The following is a 15,065-nucleotide window of genomic DNA, read 5'->3' on the forward strand; positions in this document are numbered from 1 at the left end:
GCCCTTTCGCGATTAGCAAGGAAGCGCCAAACATGCAAGAACAGTACAGCCCGTCGCAGGTTGAACAGGCCGCGCAGGATCACTGGAACCGGAACAAGGTGTTCAACGTTGCGGAAGACACCACTAAGCCCAAGTACTACTGCCTGTCGATGTTCCCTTATCCATCCGGCAAGTTGCATATGGGCCACGTCCGCAACTACACCATTGGCGACGTGCTATCGCGCTTTTATAAACTGAATGGCTACAACGTGTTGCAACCCATGGGCTGGGACGCCTTTGGCATGCCGGCGGAAAATGCAGCACTGAAGTCTGGCCGCGCACCTGCAGAGTGGACTTACGCCAATATCGAATACATGAAAGGCCAGCTGAAAAGCCTAGGCCTGGCGATTGACTGGGAGCGGGAAGTTACTACCTGCAAACCGGAATACTATCAATGGGAGCAATGGCTGTTCACTCGATTGTTTGAAAAAGGCGTGATCTATAAGAAAGCCGGTATCGTCAATTGGGACCCGGTTGATCAAACTGTGCTGGCGAACGAGCAAGTGATCGATGGCCGTGGCTGGCGCTCCGGTGCGCTAGTGGAAAAGCGCGAAATCCCGATGTACTACTTCAAGATCACCGCTTACGCTGATGAGCTGTTGCGTGATCTGGACAAACTGGAAGGTTGGCCAGAGCAGGTCAAAACCATGCAGCGCAATTGGATCGGCAAGAGCTTCGGTGCTGAAGTCGTGTTTGACTATGATGTGGCAACTACGGGTGAAGCAGGCCAGTTGCGGGTTTACACCACACGCCCGGATACCTTGATGGGGGCAACTTATGTGGCGGTCGCTGCGGAACACCCGTTGGCAACCCGTGCGGGAGAAAAGAACCCGGCATTGGCGGCCTTTATTGCCGAATGCAAATCAGGCTCGGTAGCGGAAGCCGATGTCGCCACCATGGAAAAGAAGGGTATGGCGACTGGTGAGTTTGTCATCCATCCATTGACTGGTGACAAGCTGCCTGTGTGGGTAGCTAATTACGTACTGTGGGGTTATGGGGAAGGCGCGGTGATGGCGGTTCCGGCCCATGATGAGCGCGATTTTGAATTTGCCAACAAGTACAACCTGCCGATCAAACAGGTTTATACACTGGCGGCAGGTGGTGATGATTTTGACTGCCGCATTTGGAAGGAATGGTATGGTGCCAAGGACGATACCCTGGTTACCATAAATTGCGGTAAATATGATGGCAAGGGTTTCCAAGGGGCATTCGACGGTATTGTTGGTGACCTGGAAGCCACTGCACATGGCGCCAAGCGCACTCAATTCCGTTTACGTGACTGGGGTATTTCCCGTCAGCGTTATTGGGGTTGCCCGATTCCAGTCATTCATTGCGAATGCTGCGGTGACGTACCGGTTCCTGCTGATCAATTGCCGGTGTGCTTGCCAGAAAACGTTGTCCCCGATGGACGTGGCAATCCGCTGGCAAAAATGCCCGAATTCTACGAAACGACTTGCCCGAAATGCAGCAAGCCAGCACGCCGTGAAACCGACACCATGGATACCTTCGTGGAATCCAGTTGGTACTATGCCCGCTATGCGTCACCGCAATTTGCCAATGGTATGGTCGACAAGGCAGCGGCTAATTACTGGTTACCCGTGGATCAATACATTGGTGGGATCGAACATGCGATCCTTCATCTGTTGTATGCACGCTTCTTCCATAAGTTGATGCGGGATGAAGGTTTGGTCTCAAATGATGAACCTTTTGCCAACTTGCTGACTCAAGGCATGGTGGTGGCAGAAACCTTCTATCGCGATTTGCCGGAAGGCAAGAAAGACTGGATCAATCCGGCGGATGTTGAGTTGGAGCGTGATGGCAAAGGTAAAATCACCAAAGCGATGCTGAAGAGCGACGGGCAGCCTGTTGTCATTGGCGGGACTGAAAAGATGTCCAAGTCCAAGAATAACGGTGTTGACCCACAGGAACTGATTGACCGTTACGGTGCGGATACTGCTCGTTTGTTCATGATGTTTGCCTCTCCGCCAGAACAAAGTCTGGAATGGTCTGATGCCGGTGTGGAAGGTGCACATCGTTTTCTGAAGCGGCTTTGGAAGACCGTTTACGATCATGTCAGCACTGGCGTGGTAACCAAGTACACATCAGGTGATTTGAATGATGCACAAAAGGCACTGCGCTTTCAGTTGCATAGGCATGGTATTGAAAAGATCACTATTGACTATGGCCAGCGCAAACAATTCAATACTGCTATTGCAGCAGTAATGGAATTGCTCAATCTGTATGGCAAAACCGATTTGCAAGGGACGTTGGGCCGTGCCTTGGCACAAGAAGTGCTGGAGGATGCGGTCATTCTGCTGTCGCCAATCGTGCCACACATTTGTGATGCGTTGTGGAGCGAGCTGCGTCCTGGCACCCAATTGTTGGACCAGCCATGGCCCAAGGTGGATGCTGCTGCTCTGGTGCAAACCGAGATCGATTTGGTGATTCAGGTCAATGGCAAGCTGCGCGGTAACATTCGTGTGGGTAAAGATGCTGATAAGGCGACGATTGAAGCAGCCGCTTTGGCTGACGAAAATGTCAAGAAATGGGTCGAAGGTCAGGACATCAAGAAGATTGTGGTGGTGCCTGGTCGGTTGATCAACATTGTGTTGTAACTGCTAATAACCTGTTCAATGTCTTATTGCGCGACTACGATCGGGCTCATGTGTTGCTCAAAATCCTCATGTATCACACCTACACGCCGGTTTTTGCGCTGCGCTTCACCCTGCTGGTGGCCGCTCATCACAGACCTTGAACAGGCACTAAGAGGTGGTATTGCCACCTCTTGTACTGTCTGAGATCTGTCATGACGTTGACAGATCTCTTCCAAGGGCGTTGACGATGCGCCGCAAAACCAAACCAATGACGGGTCGAGTCTGATATGAAGGTTTCTTATCTGATGCCGCTTGCAGCGGTAGCGATGCTTACCGCGTGTGGTTTTCATCTGCGTGGCCAGGGCGGGTCATATACCTTGCCTTATCAATCGATGGCGGTTGAAGGGGCTGGCGCCATTGTGTCAGGACTGCAGCAATATCTCCGTGCCGTGCCAAATATGAAACTGGTTCCTGCTGCAGATGCTGAGGCGACAGTCTCCATCGTGAATGAGCGAACGGAGAAAGTCATCCGGTCGTTGAATCAATCAGGTAATGTCAGCGAATACGAACTGAGATACACGCTGACCTACACATTGCTCGGGTCGAAGCGTCAACAGCTTTTTCCCGTGACTGATATCAATATTCGTCGTTACATGACTTATAGCGACTCATTGGCGCTGGCAAAAGAGCAAGAAGAAGCTATGCTGATTCGCGATATGCAGCAGGATGCCACGCAACAAGTCATCCGTCGTTTGAGTGTCTTCCGACCCAAGCCAGAAGACATGTCCAGCCAATTACCGGCAAAGGCGTCCTGATTGCAAATCAAGCTTGAACAGTTGCCACAACATTTGCAGCGAGGATTGTCCTCGCTGTATGTGTTGCACGGTGAAGAAGCTTTTCTGTTGTTGGAAGCGGCAGACCGGATTCGTTCCAGAGCTCGCCAGGATGGTTTTATCGAGCGGGAAGTTCTGACCGTTGAACCAGGGTTCAAATGGAATGAGCTGATGATGGCTGGTGCCAGCCAGAGTCTGTTTGGTGATCGTAAGTTATTGGAACTACGCATCCCGTCAGGTAAGCCGGGGACGGAGGGTGCACAGGTTCTGCAAGACTACTGTGCCAATTTGTCATCAGATACGGTCACGCTGATTACACTTCCAAAGCTGGATCGTGCGCAACAAAGTAGTAAATGGTTTACCACACTGGACTCGGCAGGAGTGGTCATGGCTGCATGGCCAATTGATCGCAGCCATCTTCCGCAATGGATTTCAGCCCGACTGGCCTTACAGAATCAGCAAGTGGAGCGCACTACCCTGGAGTTTTTGGCCGATAAAGTCGAGGGAAATCTGTTTGCGGCACATCAAGAAGTGCAAAAACTGGCCTTGCTCTATCCTGAAGGTGCTTTGAGCCTAGAGCTGGTACGAGACGCGGTACTGGATGTCACGCGGTATGATGTGTTCAAGTTGGGTGAAGCTTTATTACAAGGGGATGCAGGTCGATTCATGAAAGTACTGGATGGTCTGCATGCGGAAGGGGAATCGCCAGTGCTGGTGCTGTGGGCACTGACCGAAGAGATTCGCACCATGCTGAAACTGAAACAGGGTTTGGCGATGCGGCAGTCGCTTTCTCAACTAATGAAGGACCATCGGGTGTGGGGGGAGCGCCAGAAGTTGATGGAACCGGCATTGCGTCGTGTCGCGATTCCTGCGTTGCAGGCCGGTTTACGGAAATCCCATGAAATTGACCGATCAATCAAAGGCGTAAGTGCGAACGAGCCGTGGGCAGCCATGATGCGGTTGGGTTTATCATTGTGTGCCAGTACGGCTACACGTTTTGATTTGAGTGCATGATGTTGAATGTTGCAACCATTGAAGCTGTCATATTTGATATGGATGGTCTGATGCTGGACACCGAGCGAATTGCGCTGGCTTGTTGGAGCCAGGCATTGGAAATGCACGGTTATCAGGTCGATCCCGCGATAGGTTTGGGGATGGTTGGGTTGAACAGTCGGGACTCTGCTCAATGGATACGGCAGACACTGGGTGAAGATTTTCCGGTTGACGTGATCAACAAGACATCCAATGAATTGTATCTTGAAGCTTTTTCAAGGGGCATTCCAACCAAGCCTGGCTTGTTTGAACTGTTGGACAAGCTGGAGTCCTTGAGCATCCCCAAGGCAGTTGCAACTTCAACGCGTCGAGTCAATGCGGAAAAAAAGCTGGTTTTGGCTGGAATCCTGCATCGTTTTGCGTTTACGGTTTGTGGCGACGAGGTGAGGGCAGGCAAGCCAGAGCCAGAGATCTTTTTGCGTGCTGCAGAAGGGTTGGGTGTAACACCAGGCAAGTGCTTGGTGCTGGAGGATTCGGATCCTGGCGTGCGCGGCGCAACGGCGGCAGGAATGCATGTTATCCAGGTGCCAGATGTTCGGCTGCCCAGCGATGCGATCCGCATGATCGGTCATCCCATTGTGCCCGATTTGCACACTGTCTGTGCTTTGTGGATAAACCAATAATTCTCGAATCCGTCAAGTGGCGTCAGCTAACCACTGATTAAGCTAATGGGTTGGTGTTGGTTCATTGCCAAATTCCATACCGTGGCCAGTGTCAAGGTTGCAGTACAGGTGCTTTCTCGTAGATGACTTCATGTGGTTTGTGGCGAGTAGCGATCCGCGCGAATTCACCAGATTGCTTACCTTGTTTGATTGCGGCATTGATAAGAATCATCGCGTCACCTTGTCCAAGTGCCTTGGGAATAGCCAGATAGAACTCGTTGCGGGTTAGAGGGCGAGGAAGCGCGATGAACTCCTTTGCCTTGGTTGACAGAATGGCATCGTTACGCAGTGCTTGATACAGCCCTTCCTGGCCGCCTCCCACCAGTACTGCATCGATTCTCCCCGCGAGTAGCTTTTTCATGCGGGCCGTAGTGGTGTTGGCATCCTCATCTATTGTCAGAAAAGTTTGCCGCGCATGCTCGAAAGTATCGTTTAAACGAAAACCAGCTTGCATGCCGATGCGTTTCCCACGCAAATCCTCCAGCGTTTCAAATGGAAACTCATGCCCACGCTTGGTAACCAGAATCGAATCGGTAAAGTAGAGCGGTTCGGAAAAATCGAAAATTCTGGCCCGGGCTTCCGTTTTTGATATACCTAATATTCCACCTCGCCCTGCAGTACCCATTGCAACTGTTCGCCCCCACGGAAAACACTTGATTTCGAAGCGAAGGCCTGTCTGCTTTTCAATGTAGCGCACTATATCCGCCAAGATACCTTTGGGCTGACCATTCTCATAATGCAATGTGGTGGTGCCGGTGTCGGTGGTGAACAACATGATGGTTGGCTGCGCAAGTACATGCCCAGTCATGACGAGGTTGGCGACCAGGTATGTCAGTAACAGGCAGAGCAGGCGAGCGAGCATGACATTTGAATTGGATAGGCAAACCTTGCATGCTAGTGTTTGCATGCGGTCCCGAGAAGTTAGGGGAATCCCTATTGATAACAACTACTTTAGCAAGCATTCAGCTATTCTGGCCATGACCTGCCATATCACCTTATTTCTGTTGCAGCGCCAAGTCTGTGGCTGAATCAGGCATACCATGTTTGTTGAGGTAATCACGGTTGTTGCCCATGTCCGCTATTGGGCTCGAAGAGCATTTCAATCTGCTGGATCGATTGTGAAAAAAAGCAAAATTTCTTCGTGCGGTAGCGAGCAAAAAATGTGTCGATTTTCTTTACACTTAGCTAAAAGCTATTGGGTTAAATTAATTCATTTAGCTGAATATAATGATTAATTTATATATGGAATGGTTGTTGCTTTGATGTGGCGCTGTTGGGTCAAGTCTTGTTGAGTAACAATCAGAAATGGTTAATAGAATGGGAAAAACAACTTCTTTGCTGGCCACTGCCATTACGTTGGCCGTATGTTTTGGTGCGACATCTGTCGCAAGTGCAAGTGTGATTTCTTACCAAAGCCGTTACTCACCTGCGGGTAACTTCGCTACAGGCTTACAATACCAATCCACTATTGACGGTCTGGTGGCCACAGTGCCAACCGCTGGTTATTGCGATCGCACCATTAGTACGTTCGCAGGTATCAGCAATCAAGCAGTATGCAATGGTGGCTCTTATCGCGATATTGCGTTTCACTATAACATCGCATTTGGCGTTGGGGCTGCGGATGCAGGTCAATGGTCATTCCGTCTAGGCCCTGATTTTGGTAAAGGCGGTGCCGTCTTTCTGGATGGTGTATTGTTGGCTGTCAAGAACGATGATCTGTGGTGGAATGGTAATTTCAATGCTTCAGGCGAATTGCTCTCCACGACCGTCGGCAATCTGGTGGCAAGCAATCACACACTTGATATTTACGGTTTTGAGGGGTGTTGTGACGGATTGCAATCTGCTCAGTTCCGAATCGGTAATGGGCAGTGGACGACTTTCTCAGGCCAAGATAAGCAGAACCGTGTACCGGAGCCCGCATCGATTGCACTGTTCGGCGCAGCGCTGATCGGTTTACGTATTAGCCGTCGCTTATGGGCGTGATACCACAAATTCCGTTTCGGTGGTGTGTCTTCCGAAATGTGTTGTCGCAGCTAGCGAAAAAACCGACATATTTTTGTCGGTTTTTTTTACATCTTTATAACAGACTAGCTAACATCCTGGTGGTGTTTGGCATGTTCTTCGGAGCAATAGACACGTTGTCCTACCTTGGTCGATTCAGATTCCGGAATCAGCGTATGGCAGTGATTGCATTGCACCAACTGCGTTGCCGGCCGAATCTCAGGTGGCTTGGTCGATTGTTCACGTGCCCGGAACCATCGCCAGATCAGGTAACCAATCACCAACAAAATAAGAATTCGAATCAGCATGGTTGTCGGTGTCTCATCAAAATGCTGAATATGGCATGGGCTTGCGGCCCAACCAGCCATATCACCGTTTGATCGAGTGTGCTTGGCTGGTTGTTAAGCATTCCCCACTAATTAATTCAATGGGGCTTTCTTCTGAATGAACTCGATTTTATAGCCATCGGGATCTTCAACAAATGCGATGACCGTTGTGCCATGCTTCATTGGTCCTGCCTCTCGGGTAACCTTACCACCCAATTGTTTGACTTCTTCACAGGCCTGGTAGGCATCATCAACTTCAATGGCAATGTGGCCATAGCCATTTCCCAGATCATACTGTTCGGTGTCCCAGTTGTGGGTCAGTTCAATGACGGTCTGTTCACTTTCTGCACCATAGCCAATAAAGGCCAGGGTAAATCGACCTTCCGGATAGTCTTGGCGCCGAAGTTCACGCATTTTTAGCACTTTGGTGTAGAACGCAATGGAACGATCCAGATTGCCAACACGAAGCATGGTGTGAAGGATACGCATGATATAGGTTCCTGAAAACAAGGGTTGAGCGAGCCTAGGCGTATGGGAAGGTGTAATGGAATAGGCAATGCCACCACACGCGGGCATGGTACAAGAGAAACGGCCCATGAGCCGTGTCCCAACTTGAGATTAGAATTACAACAGATTCAGACTCGGTCCGAGCGATTTCAGTTCTGCCCGCGCTTGCTGGTAGTCGGGATATAGTTTTGTTACATGCGACCAGAACCGAGGTGAGTGATTCATTTCCAATAGATGTGCCAATTCGTGTACAACCACATAGTCGATCAAATGTGTAGGTGCCTGAATCAGTCGCCAGTTAAGTCTGATTTCACCTTTGCTGTTACAACTACCCCACCGTGTACGAGCGCTGGATAGGAGTAATTTGCTGGGTGTAACGTTCAACTGACCAGCCAATTCCGCCAACCGTTCTGCAAAATAAACCTTGGCCTGACGCATCAACCATTTTTTCAAGGTTATTTCCAGATTGGATTCGTCTGGCAGGCCTACCAACAGTTCATTGCCAATCTGCTTGATGGCTGACTTACTGGCTTGGATCATGCGGAGAGTCAAAGGCTCACCCAGCAGCCAAAGTGTTGCGTTATTGCGAAGATTGGGTGTAACCGGGTCCAACCAATTGGCTAGCTTATCAAGTATCCAATCGGCCTTCTCAAACAACAATGCCTGAATATGAGCTTCTGCAATTCGTGCTGGGGCGTTGACGGTCAATCCATTGCGATCAATACGCAGACCAAAGGTGCGTCGCTTGGCACTGCGTTTCAAGATGTAATCGATGTGGCGGTCTGCCAACTTAATCGATCGTTGCTCGGCTTGGGGTGTTGGCAAGATTGGAATTATTGCGTGGATGGCAGGGGCCAACACCACTGATGCGTGGCATCTCGTGTTTGATCCAGCTTTCACCGGCAGTGGTCAAGGATTGCACTGTATGACCATCCGGCGAGATGGCCGGGCCGATGGCGACTACAATTTCACCAGGGAATCGCCATAGTGAATTCTTAGGCCAGAACTCACCAGAATTGAGTGCGACCGGGACAATCGGTACGTTCAGATCACGTGCTAGCCGTGCCCCTCCCATTTTGAAGTCACGAACTTGACCGGCTGGTACTCGGGAGCCTTCGGGGAAGATGACAATCCAGAAACCTTTGGCAATGCGATCACGTCCTTGGGTAATCAATTGCTGATTGGCTTTACGTTTGTCTGAACGGTTGATCAGGATTGGTGATAGCGTGGCCAGCCCCCAGCCAAAAAAAGGGACCCAAGCCAGCTCTCGTTTGGCAACCCATACTTGGGGCGGAAAAATGCCTTGGAATGCCACGGTTTCCCAGGCTGATTGATGCTTGGAATAGATGATACAGGGGGTGTCAGGCAGATTTTCGATGCCTTCGACACGATATCTGACCCCACACAGATGTACGCTCAGCCACATGTAAATACGTGACCACATCGTGACGATGCGATAACGTCGGATTGGGGCTAACGGCAGGATCAGCAAGGCGATGATGGCAAAAACCGGTGTTGTGATCAGCAGTGCCAGCAGGAACAGTAGTGAGCGTAGCCAGACTTTCATTCGTCCTCCGGAAGCTTGGCAAGGTATTCTGCTGCTTGCTGCAGATTATCGAATACCAGGGTTCCTTCTGGCAGGCTGCCGTCAGCACGGGTCTTTTCTCCTTTGCCGGTCAGTACCAGAATAGGCTGACCACCCATGGCATGAATCGCTTGCAGATCACGCAAACTATCGCCTATGCCGGGCACACCAGCCATCCGTATGCCGAAACGTTCTGCGATCTGCTCGAACATGCCTGTCTCCGGTTTACGGCAATTGCATTCGTCTTTTGCCGTGTGTGGGCAGAAGAATACAGCATCTACCCGGCCACCTACTTGTGACAGCAGCTTGTGCATTTTCTGGTGCATGGCATTGAGGGCAGACATGTCGAACAGGCCGCGGCCAATGCCCGACTGATTGGTGGCAACAATCACGCGATAGCCAGCCTGATTGAGTAGGGCGATGGCTTCCAGGCTACCGGGTAACGGTTGCCATTCATCCGGATTCTTGATGAATTCGGCGCTGTCATAATTGATGACGCCGTCGCGGTCGAGGATGACGAATTTCATGGCGGCCACCTTAACATAAACAAAATGAGACGACTAGCAGGGGGAGTCCCGGCTTGCCTTGATCTTACGCATAGCTATTTCAGGTATTTTACAGCATGCGCACGCAATGGATGGCGGGCGGTTCAATGCCGATAAAAAAGCCGCAACAGCGGCTTTTTTATCGGCTTGCCAAGTGGTGTGATCAACTTGCCAATTTTGAGATGTCAGCAACCTGATTCATCAAGTTACCAAGCTGGGTGAGCAAGGCCAAGCGGTTCTGACGGAGTAGCGGCTCATCGGTCATGACCATGACCTGGTCGAAAAAGGCGTCAACCGTTTCGCGCAAACCTGCCAATGCTTTCAGCGCATCTGTGTAACCTTGGTTGGCAACATGTGATTCTACAATCGGCTTCACTTTGGCAACGGCTTCAAACAACGCTTTTTCGGCGGTTTCCTGAAGCAATGTGAAATCGGGTGCGCTATGAATGGCATCGGTTTTTTTCAGGATGTTACCAATACGCTTGTTGGCAGCGGCAAGGCTCTCAGCTTCAGGCAGGCTGCGGAAAGTGGTCACGGCCTCGACACGTGGCAACACCTGATCGATGCGGCGTGGCCCCTGACTGACTACAGCTTCGATCACGGTCACGTCGAAATCGCGACCGGCCAGATAGTTTTTCAGTCGTTCCTGCATGAAATCGAACAGTTTCGGAACGGTATCTTCCGCCAGATTGGCTGTCACAAAGCAGGCGCGGGCGTGTTCCAGCAATTCCATCAAATCCAGTGCCAATGGGCTTTCCAGCAGGATACGCAGGACACCCAGCGCATGACGACGCAGGCCGAACGGGTCTTTGTCGCCTGTCGGGATCAGGCCAATACCCCAGATACCAACCAATGTATCCAGTTTGTCGGCCAGTGCCACTGCAGCTGCAATATTGTCTTGTGGCAAAGTGTCGCCGGCAAAGCGCGGGTGATAGTGGCCTTCAATGGCGTGGGCTACGATATCCGATTCACCATCGATACGGGCGTAATACATGCCCATTGTCCCTTGCAGCTCCGGGAATTCACCAACCATGTCGGTCAGCAAATCTGCCTTGACCAGATAAGCGGCGCGTTCGGCTTGCTTGGCATCGGCGTGTAACTTGCCAGCGATGATGCCTGCCAGCTTACAGAGGCGTTGGACACGCTCTAGCTGCGTTCCCAGCTTATTGTGGTAGACCACGTTTTCCAGACGTTGTACTCGAGCATCCAGTCGCTGTTTTTGATCCTGTTCAAAGAAGAATTTGGCATCAGACAGGCGGGCGCGCAAGACGCGTTCGTTGCCATGGATGATGTGACTCGGGTCATCTGTCTGCAGATTGCTGACAACCAGAAAACGCGACTGCAGACGGCCATTGGCATCAAGTAACGGAAAATATTTCTGATGTTGTTGCATCGACAGGATCAGGCATTCCTGTGGCACTTTCAGGAAGTCTTCGCTGAAGCTGCCGATATAGACGGCTGGCCATTCCACCAATGCGGTAACTTCATCCAGCAATGCTTCATGATCGGCCAACTGGCAATCAGCTGCTGATGCAGCCCGTTTCAGTTGATCCTCAATATTGGCACGGCGGGCTACAAAACTGGCGATGACGTGGCCTTGCTCATACAAGGTACGGGCATAGGCATCGGCATGGGGAATGGAAATCTCGCCTTTGGACAGAAAACGGTGACCCAGCGTGGTTCGTCCACTGTTCAGTTCCAGTGCGCAGCCATCAATAACCTGATCGCCATGTAACATGATCAGGCCATGTACTGGACGAATAAACTGACTATCGCGCGATCCCCAACGCATCAATTTGGGTGCGGGCAGTTTTTTCAGTGCAGTTTCAACAATGACGACCAATTGGCTGGCCAGGCTTTCACCTGTCTTGGTGTAACGATGTACATAGACATCGTTCTTGCCATCATTGCCGATGGTCAGTTGGGCAACCTCTACCCCGCAGGAGCGGGCAAAGCCTGTCAGTGCTGGCGTGGGTTGGCCGTCTTTCATGGCATTGGCGACAGCCGGGCCACGGCGTTCCACTTGTTGATCCGGTTGCAGGCTGATCACATTGGGAATGGTGACCGCGAGGCGGCGTGGGCTGGCGAAGACATGGTGTTCCACGCCAGTCATTACAAAGTTGAGCTTGGTCAGCTCATCGACAATCGTCTGCGCAAAGGCGGCACCTAAGCGGGGCAGCGCCTTGGGCGGCAGCTCTTCGGTTAACAGTTCAATCAGCAGGGTATCTTGCATGGCCAATTCTTCATCGGTAAGTCAGCGCGACAACGAGCACTGACGTGGTCATTATTTTGCCTGGCACATCGGGAAGCCCAGAGCTTCACGCGCATCGTAATAGGCTTGGGCCACCCCTCGTGACAGGGTGCGAAGGCGGCCAATGTAGGCAGCCCGTTCGGTGACGGAAATGGCACCACGTGCATCCAGCAGGTTGAAGGTATGGCTGGCTTTCATGATCATTTCGTAACCAGGCAATGGCAGTCCCAGTTCCAACAGGCGAGTCGCTTCGGCTTCGTAGTTGTTGAACTGTTCAAACAACAGTGCGACATTGCTGGCATCAAAGGCAAACTTGGACTGCTCGATTTCATTTTGATGGAACACATTGCCATATGTCAGCTTGTTACCATCTGGTGTGATTGCCCATACCAAGTCATAAACGTTTTCCACGCCCTGCAGGTACATGGCCAAGCGTTCCAGACCGTAGGTGATTTCGCCGGTAACGGGCTTACAGTCCAAGCCACCCACTTGCTGGAAGTAGGTGAACTGGGTGACTTCCATGCCATTCAGCCACACTTCCCAACCCAATCCCCACGCGCCCAATGAGGGCGATTCCCAGTCATCTTCGACAAAGCGGATGTCGTAGACGGTGGGGTCTACGCCCAAAGCACGCAGGCTGTCGAGGTAAAGATCCTGGATATTGTCCGGACTGGGTTTGAGTACCACCTGAAACTGGTGATGCTGGAACAGTCGGTTGGGGTTCTCGCCGTAACGACCATCTTTCGGACGGCGTGAAGGTTGAACATAGGCAGCATTCCATGGTTCCGGGCCAATAGCACGCAGGAAAGTAGCAGTGTGGAAGGTACCGGCACCGACTTCCATATCGTACGGCAGGAGCAGGGCGCAGCCTTGCTTGTTCCAGTAATTCTGGAGGGTGAGAATGATTTCCTGAAAGGTCAGCATGAATTGATGCTTGCGAGTAAGGTCAAAACGGGCATTCTAACCCGATTGGATACACCGTAAAACCCGGATGTGCAGCGATATCGAGGGACATGGGGAAACCTGCCCGGATTGGCACGTCATCTGTGGATTGACCGACTATAGATAAAGTAGACGAATCCAACCTGAATGTTGTCATGCATATTTCAAGCTATTGGCGAGGCATGGCCTTGGCACTATTGGCCACACCAATGGCTTGCGTGGCTGCTGACCTTCGGGTTTCATATCATCTAGCTTTTTCTACCCCCTATGTGATTGTCAATGGTTTGACTCTGACCGATGGGCTGATGAAGGATATTGGCGATGCTGTTGCGTCGGTATCCGGCCTGTCTGTGAGTTATCACGTCACGTCACGTGCCCGGCTTGAATCTGAAATTATCGAAGGGCGCTATCACATGACCTGCCTGATTGTACCTGCCTGGTTCAGGGAGCCAGCGCGAATGGACTGGTCCATTCCATTGATCACGGAGAATGAACGATACCTGATACCGAAACAGGCGGCAGATATCGTGGAACTTGATGATTTGAATGGCTTGATGTTAGGGCTGATCAAGAATTTTCGTTATCCGACGTTGGAAAAGCGGATTGCTGACGGTCAATTTATCCGGGATAACTCGGCTGATTTTCATCAGGCACTCAAAAAACTCAAATTTGGCCGGGTGGATGCGATGCTGATCAAGGATCTTCAATTGAATCACCTGTTGAAGCACGAACCGGACGCGCAACGATTCAAACTAGCAACCCGGGTGGAGAGTCGGAATGAACTGCAATGCGCCATTTCACGACATCTCCCGTTTGACCGGTCGATACTGGAGCATGCCTTTCAACAGCTGAAGGAGAGTGGGCAACTGGAGCGGATTGCTGCCAAGTACCGGTAGTGCCGTACTGTCTGCGCCGAGCGCCTCAGCATCGGATTGTGCTGTTGATCGGGCGTGACGAGGTCTTGTCTCGTTGCCGTCATTGACTACTTGCACTCATTGTTCTGAGGGTCGACCTTCATGGTTTGTTCACCCATCGTCCGTAGCGGAATCCGCTATCGAACTCAATATCCGTGCTGTTGGGTATGATGCGTGCCGTTGTAGTGTAAACCTCATCAAGGACATTTTCGGTTGGCACCAGTTTTGGAATCTGCATGGCTGGTATCCCTTTGTCCTTTAGCCATGGATGCGGGTTAGCTACACGAATCCGATATTTGAACGACAAATAGCGTATACCCCCCAACTCCATGCTTGGCAGTGCATCGACAATGCTATCGAGGCTGGCATCTCCCATGCACAGACGGGGTCGTGGTTCACTGATGCCTGGCTCTGGGTCATCGCGGTAGGCAACCTTACCTGCCGCGGTCAGGGAGTAGGTGTATCGGGCGTCGTTACCCGACTCCTGTTTGTCAATCAGGCCTGCGTTCAGCAAGGTGTTGCAATATAAACACGTCCTGTCAGGCTGAATGGGAAAAGGGCCTTCATAAATGCACAAGGGACTTTGTTTTTTAAGCTGATCGCTCAATTGACTGATGATCGGTTGCTTGTAACGTGCTTCAATTTCGCCTTTGTGCTTGCCGCCGAGTATGAAACGGTACAGTAGCATCACGATTAGTGCGGCAGCCAGACCATAAAACAGGTTTTTCATGTTTTCCCTTCGAGTGGTGCCAGTGGTCGTTGGTGCCGTCAGGCGTGAAGCCGCATTGGTGACATGCTTGTTCGTTTAATGTG

The 15,065-nt window shown here is 51.3% G+C and carries 16 protein-coding genes; 6 read left to right on the forward strand and 10 right to left on the reverse strand.

Translation table 11 applies throughout. From position 1 onward, the window contains the following. The first annotated feature begins 32 nt into the window (after window positions 1–32). From leuS to FFS57_RS00675, 4 genes are all read left to right on the forward strand, one after another. Complete coding sequence (leuS, locus tag FFS57_RS00660) at window positions 33–2,654, forward strand: leucine--tRNA ligase (RefSeq protein WP_137935813.1); 2,622 nt, start codon at window positions 33–35, stop codon at window positions 2,652–2,654. A gap of 266 nt (window positions 2,655–2,920) precedes the next feature. Then, window positions 2,921–3,448, forward strand: coding sequence for an LPS-assembly lipoprotein LptE (locus FFS57_RS00665; protein WP_137935814.1), 528 nt, complete (start codon window positions 2,921–2,923; stop codon window positions 3,446–3,448). Continuing rightward, on the forward strand, window positions 3,449–4,480 hold the full coding sequence (holA, locus tag FFS57_RS00670) for a DNA polymerase III subunit delta (RefSeq protein WP_137935815.1): 1,032 nt from the start codon (window positions 3,449–3,451) through the stop codon (window positions 4,478–4,480). Continuing rightward, window positions 4,477–5,142 carry an HAD family hydrolase gene (locus tag FFS57_RS00675; protein WP_137935816.1) on the forward strand — a complete coding sequence of 222 codons (666 nt, stop codon included), beginning with the start codon at window positions 4,477–4,479 and terminating at the stop codon, window positions 5,140–5,142. Before holA ends, FFS57_RS00675 begins: the two co-directional genes overlap by 4 nt. Window positions 5,143–5,233: 91 nt before the next feature. Here FFS57_RS00675 and FFS57_RS00680 read toward each other — a convergent pair whose 3' ends face one another. Next, entirely contained in the window at window positions 5,234–6,043 is an 810-nt protein-coding gene (locus FFS57_RS00680; RefSeq protein ID WP_171013473.1) for a substrate-binding periplasmic protein, read from the reverse strand. A gap of 455 nt (window positions 6,044–6,498) precedes the next feature. On the opposite strand from FFS57_RS00680, the gene FFS57_RS00685 reads away from it, so the two are divergent. Next, window positions 6,499–7,164 (forward strand): CCXG family PEP-CTERM protein, encoded by a 666-nt coding sequence (locus FFS57_RS00685; protein ID WP_171013475.1) that lies wholly within the window; start codon window positions 6,499–6,501, stop codon window positions 7,162–7,164. A 104-nt stretch (window positions 7,165–7,268) separates the two neighbouring features. On the opposite strand, the gene FFS57_RS00690 is transcribed toward FFS57_RS00685, so the two are convergent. The 8 genes from FFS57_RS00690 to FFS57_RS26200 form a co-directional block, all read right to left on the reverse strand. Beyond that, entirely contained in the window at window positions 7,269–7,490 is a 222-nt protein-coding gene (locus tag FFS57_RS00690) for a PP0621 family protein (RefSeq protein ID WP_137935819.1), read from the reverse strand. A gap of 111 nt (window positions 7,491–7,601) precedes the next feature. Then, complete coding sequence (gloA, locus tag FFS57_RS00695; protein WP_137935820.1) at window positions 7,602–7,997, reverse strand: lactoylglutathione lyase; 396 nt, start codon at window positions 7,995–7,997, stop codon at window positions 7,602–7,604. 135 nt (window positions 7,998–8,132) lie between these two features. Next, on the reverse strand, window positions 8,133–8,840 hold the full coding sequence (locus tag FFS57_RS00700; protein WP_249383828.1) for a M48 family metallopeptidase: 708 nt from the start codon (window positions 8,838–8,840) through the stop codon (window positions 8,133–8,135). Beyond that, window positions 8,806–9,582, reverse strand: coding sequence for a lysophospholipid acyltransferase family protein (locus FFS57_RS00705; RefSeq protein WP_249383829.1), 777 nt, complete (start codon window positions 9,580–9,582; stop codon window positions 8,806–8,808). The genes FFS57_RS00700 and FFS57_RS00705 overlap by 35 nt, the downstream gene beginning before the upstream one ends. Further along, the gene (gmhB, locus tag FFS57_RS00710; RefSeq protein WP_137935821.1) at window positions 9,579–10,127 is read right to left on the reverse strand and encodes a D-glycero-beta-D-manno-heptose 1,7-bisphosphate 7-phosphatase; all 549 of its coding nucleotides are present in this window, start codon (window positions 10,125–10,127) and stop codon (window positions 9,579–9,581) included. Before gmhB ends, FFS57_RS00705 begins: the two co-directional genes overlap by 4 nt. Before the next feature lie 181 nt (window positions 10,128–10,308). Next, on the reverse strand, window positions 10,309–12,378 hold the full coding sequence (glyS, locus tag FFS57_RS00715; RefSeq protein ID WP_137935822.1) for a glycine--tRNA ligase subunit beta: 2,070 nt from the start codon (window positions 12,376–12,378) through the stop codon (window positions 10,309–10,311). 51 nt (window positions 12,379–12,429) lie between these two features. After that, complete coding sequence (gene glyQ / locus FFS57_RS00720) at window positions 12,430–13,320, reverse strand: glycine--tRNA ligase subunit alpha (protein ID WP_137935823.1); 891 nt, start codon at window positions 13,318–13,320, stop codon at window positions 12,430–12,432. A 116-nt stretch (window positions 13,321–13,436) separates the two neighbouring features. After that, window positions 13,437–13,499, reverse strand: coding sequence for a DUF1317 family protein (locus FFS57_RS26200; protein WP_137935963.1), 63 nt, complete (start codon window positions 13,497–13,499; stop codon window positions 13,437–13,439). Here FFS57_RS26200 and FFS57_RS00730 point away from each other — a divergent pair. Continuing rightward, window positions 13,494–14,234, forward strand: a complete 741-nt coding sequence (locus FFS57_RS00730; RefSeq protein ID WP_137935824.1) for a substrate-binding periplasmic protein — start codon at window positions 13,494–13,496, stop codon at window positions 14,232–14,234. The genes FFS57_RS26200 and FFS57_RS00730 overlap by 6 nt on opposite strands. 118 nt (window positions 14,235–14,352) lie before the next feature. Here FFS57_RS00730 and FFS57_RS00735 read toward each other — a convergent pair whose 3' ends face one another. After that, entirely contained in the window at window positions 14,353–14,982 is a 630-nt protein-coding gene (locus FFS57_RS00735) for an SEN1982 family lipoprotein (protein WP_137935825.1), read from the reverse strand. Window positions 14,983–15,065: the final 83 nt, after the last annotated feature.

The organism is Chitinivorax sp. B (genome assembly GCF_005503445.1).
GTDB lineage: Bacteria > Pseudomonadota > Gammaproteobacteria > Burkholderiales > SCOH01 > Chitinivorax.

Excerpts from the sequence above, each read along its gene's own strand:
- FFS57_RS00675 (WP_137935816.1), top strand. The coding sequence starts at position 4,477 with ATGATGTTGAATGTTGCAACCATTGAAGCTGTCATATTTGATATGGAT.
- gmhB (WP_137935821.1), bottom strand. The coding sequence starts at position 10,127 with ATGAAATTCGTCATCCTCGACCGCGACGGCGTCATCAATTATGACAGC.
- FFS57_RS00665 (WP_137935814.1), top strand. The coding sequence starts at position 2,921 with ATGAAGGTTTCTTATCTGATGCCGCTTGCAGCGGTAGCGATGCTTACC.
- FFS57_RS00685 (WP_171013475.1), top strand. The coding sequence starts at position 6,499 with ATGGGAAAAACAACTTCTTTGCTGGCCACTGCCATTACGTTGGCCGTA.
- glyS (WP_137935822.1), bottom strand. The coding sequence starts at position 12,378 with ATGCAAGATACCCTGCTGATTGAACTGTTAACCGAAGAGCTGCCGCCC.
- gloA (WP_137935820.1), bottom strand. The coding sequence starts at position 7,997 with ATGCGTATCCTTCACACCATGCTTCGTGTTGGCAATCTGGATCGTTCC.
- glyQ (WP_137935823.1), bottom strand. The coding sequence starts at position 13,320 with ATGCTGACCTTTCAGGAAATCATTCTCACCCTCCAGAATTACTGGAAC.
- FFS57_RS00735 (WP_137935825.1), bottom strand. The coding sequence starts at position 14,982 with ATGAAAAACCTGTTTTATGGTCTGGCTGCCGCACTAATCGTGATGCTA.
- leuS (WP_137935813.1), top strand. The coding sequence starts at position 33 with ATGCAAGAACAGTACAGCCCGTCGCAGGTTGAACAGGCCGCGCAGGAT.
- FFS57_RS00705 (WP_249383829.1), bottom strand. The coding sequence starts at position 9,582 with ATGAAAGTCTGGCTACGCTCACTACTGTTCCTGCTGGCACTGCTGATC.
- FFS57_RS00730 (WP_137935824.1), top strand. The coding sequence starts at position 13,494 with ATGCATATTTCAAGCTATTGGCGAGGCATGGCCTTGGCACTATTGGCC.
- FFS57_RS00680 (WP_171013473.1), bottom strand. The coding sequence starts at position 6,043 with ATGCTCGCTCGCCTGCTCTGCCTGTTACTGACATACCTGGTCGCCAAC.
- FFS57_RS00690 (WP_137935819.1), bottom strand. The coding sequence starts at position 7,490 with ATGCTGATTCGAATTCTTATTTTGTTGGTGATTGGTTACCTGATCTGG.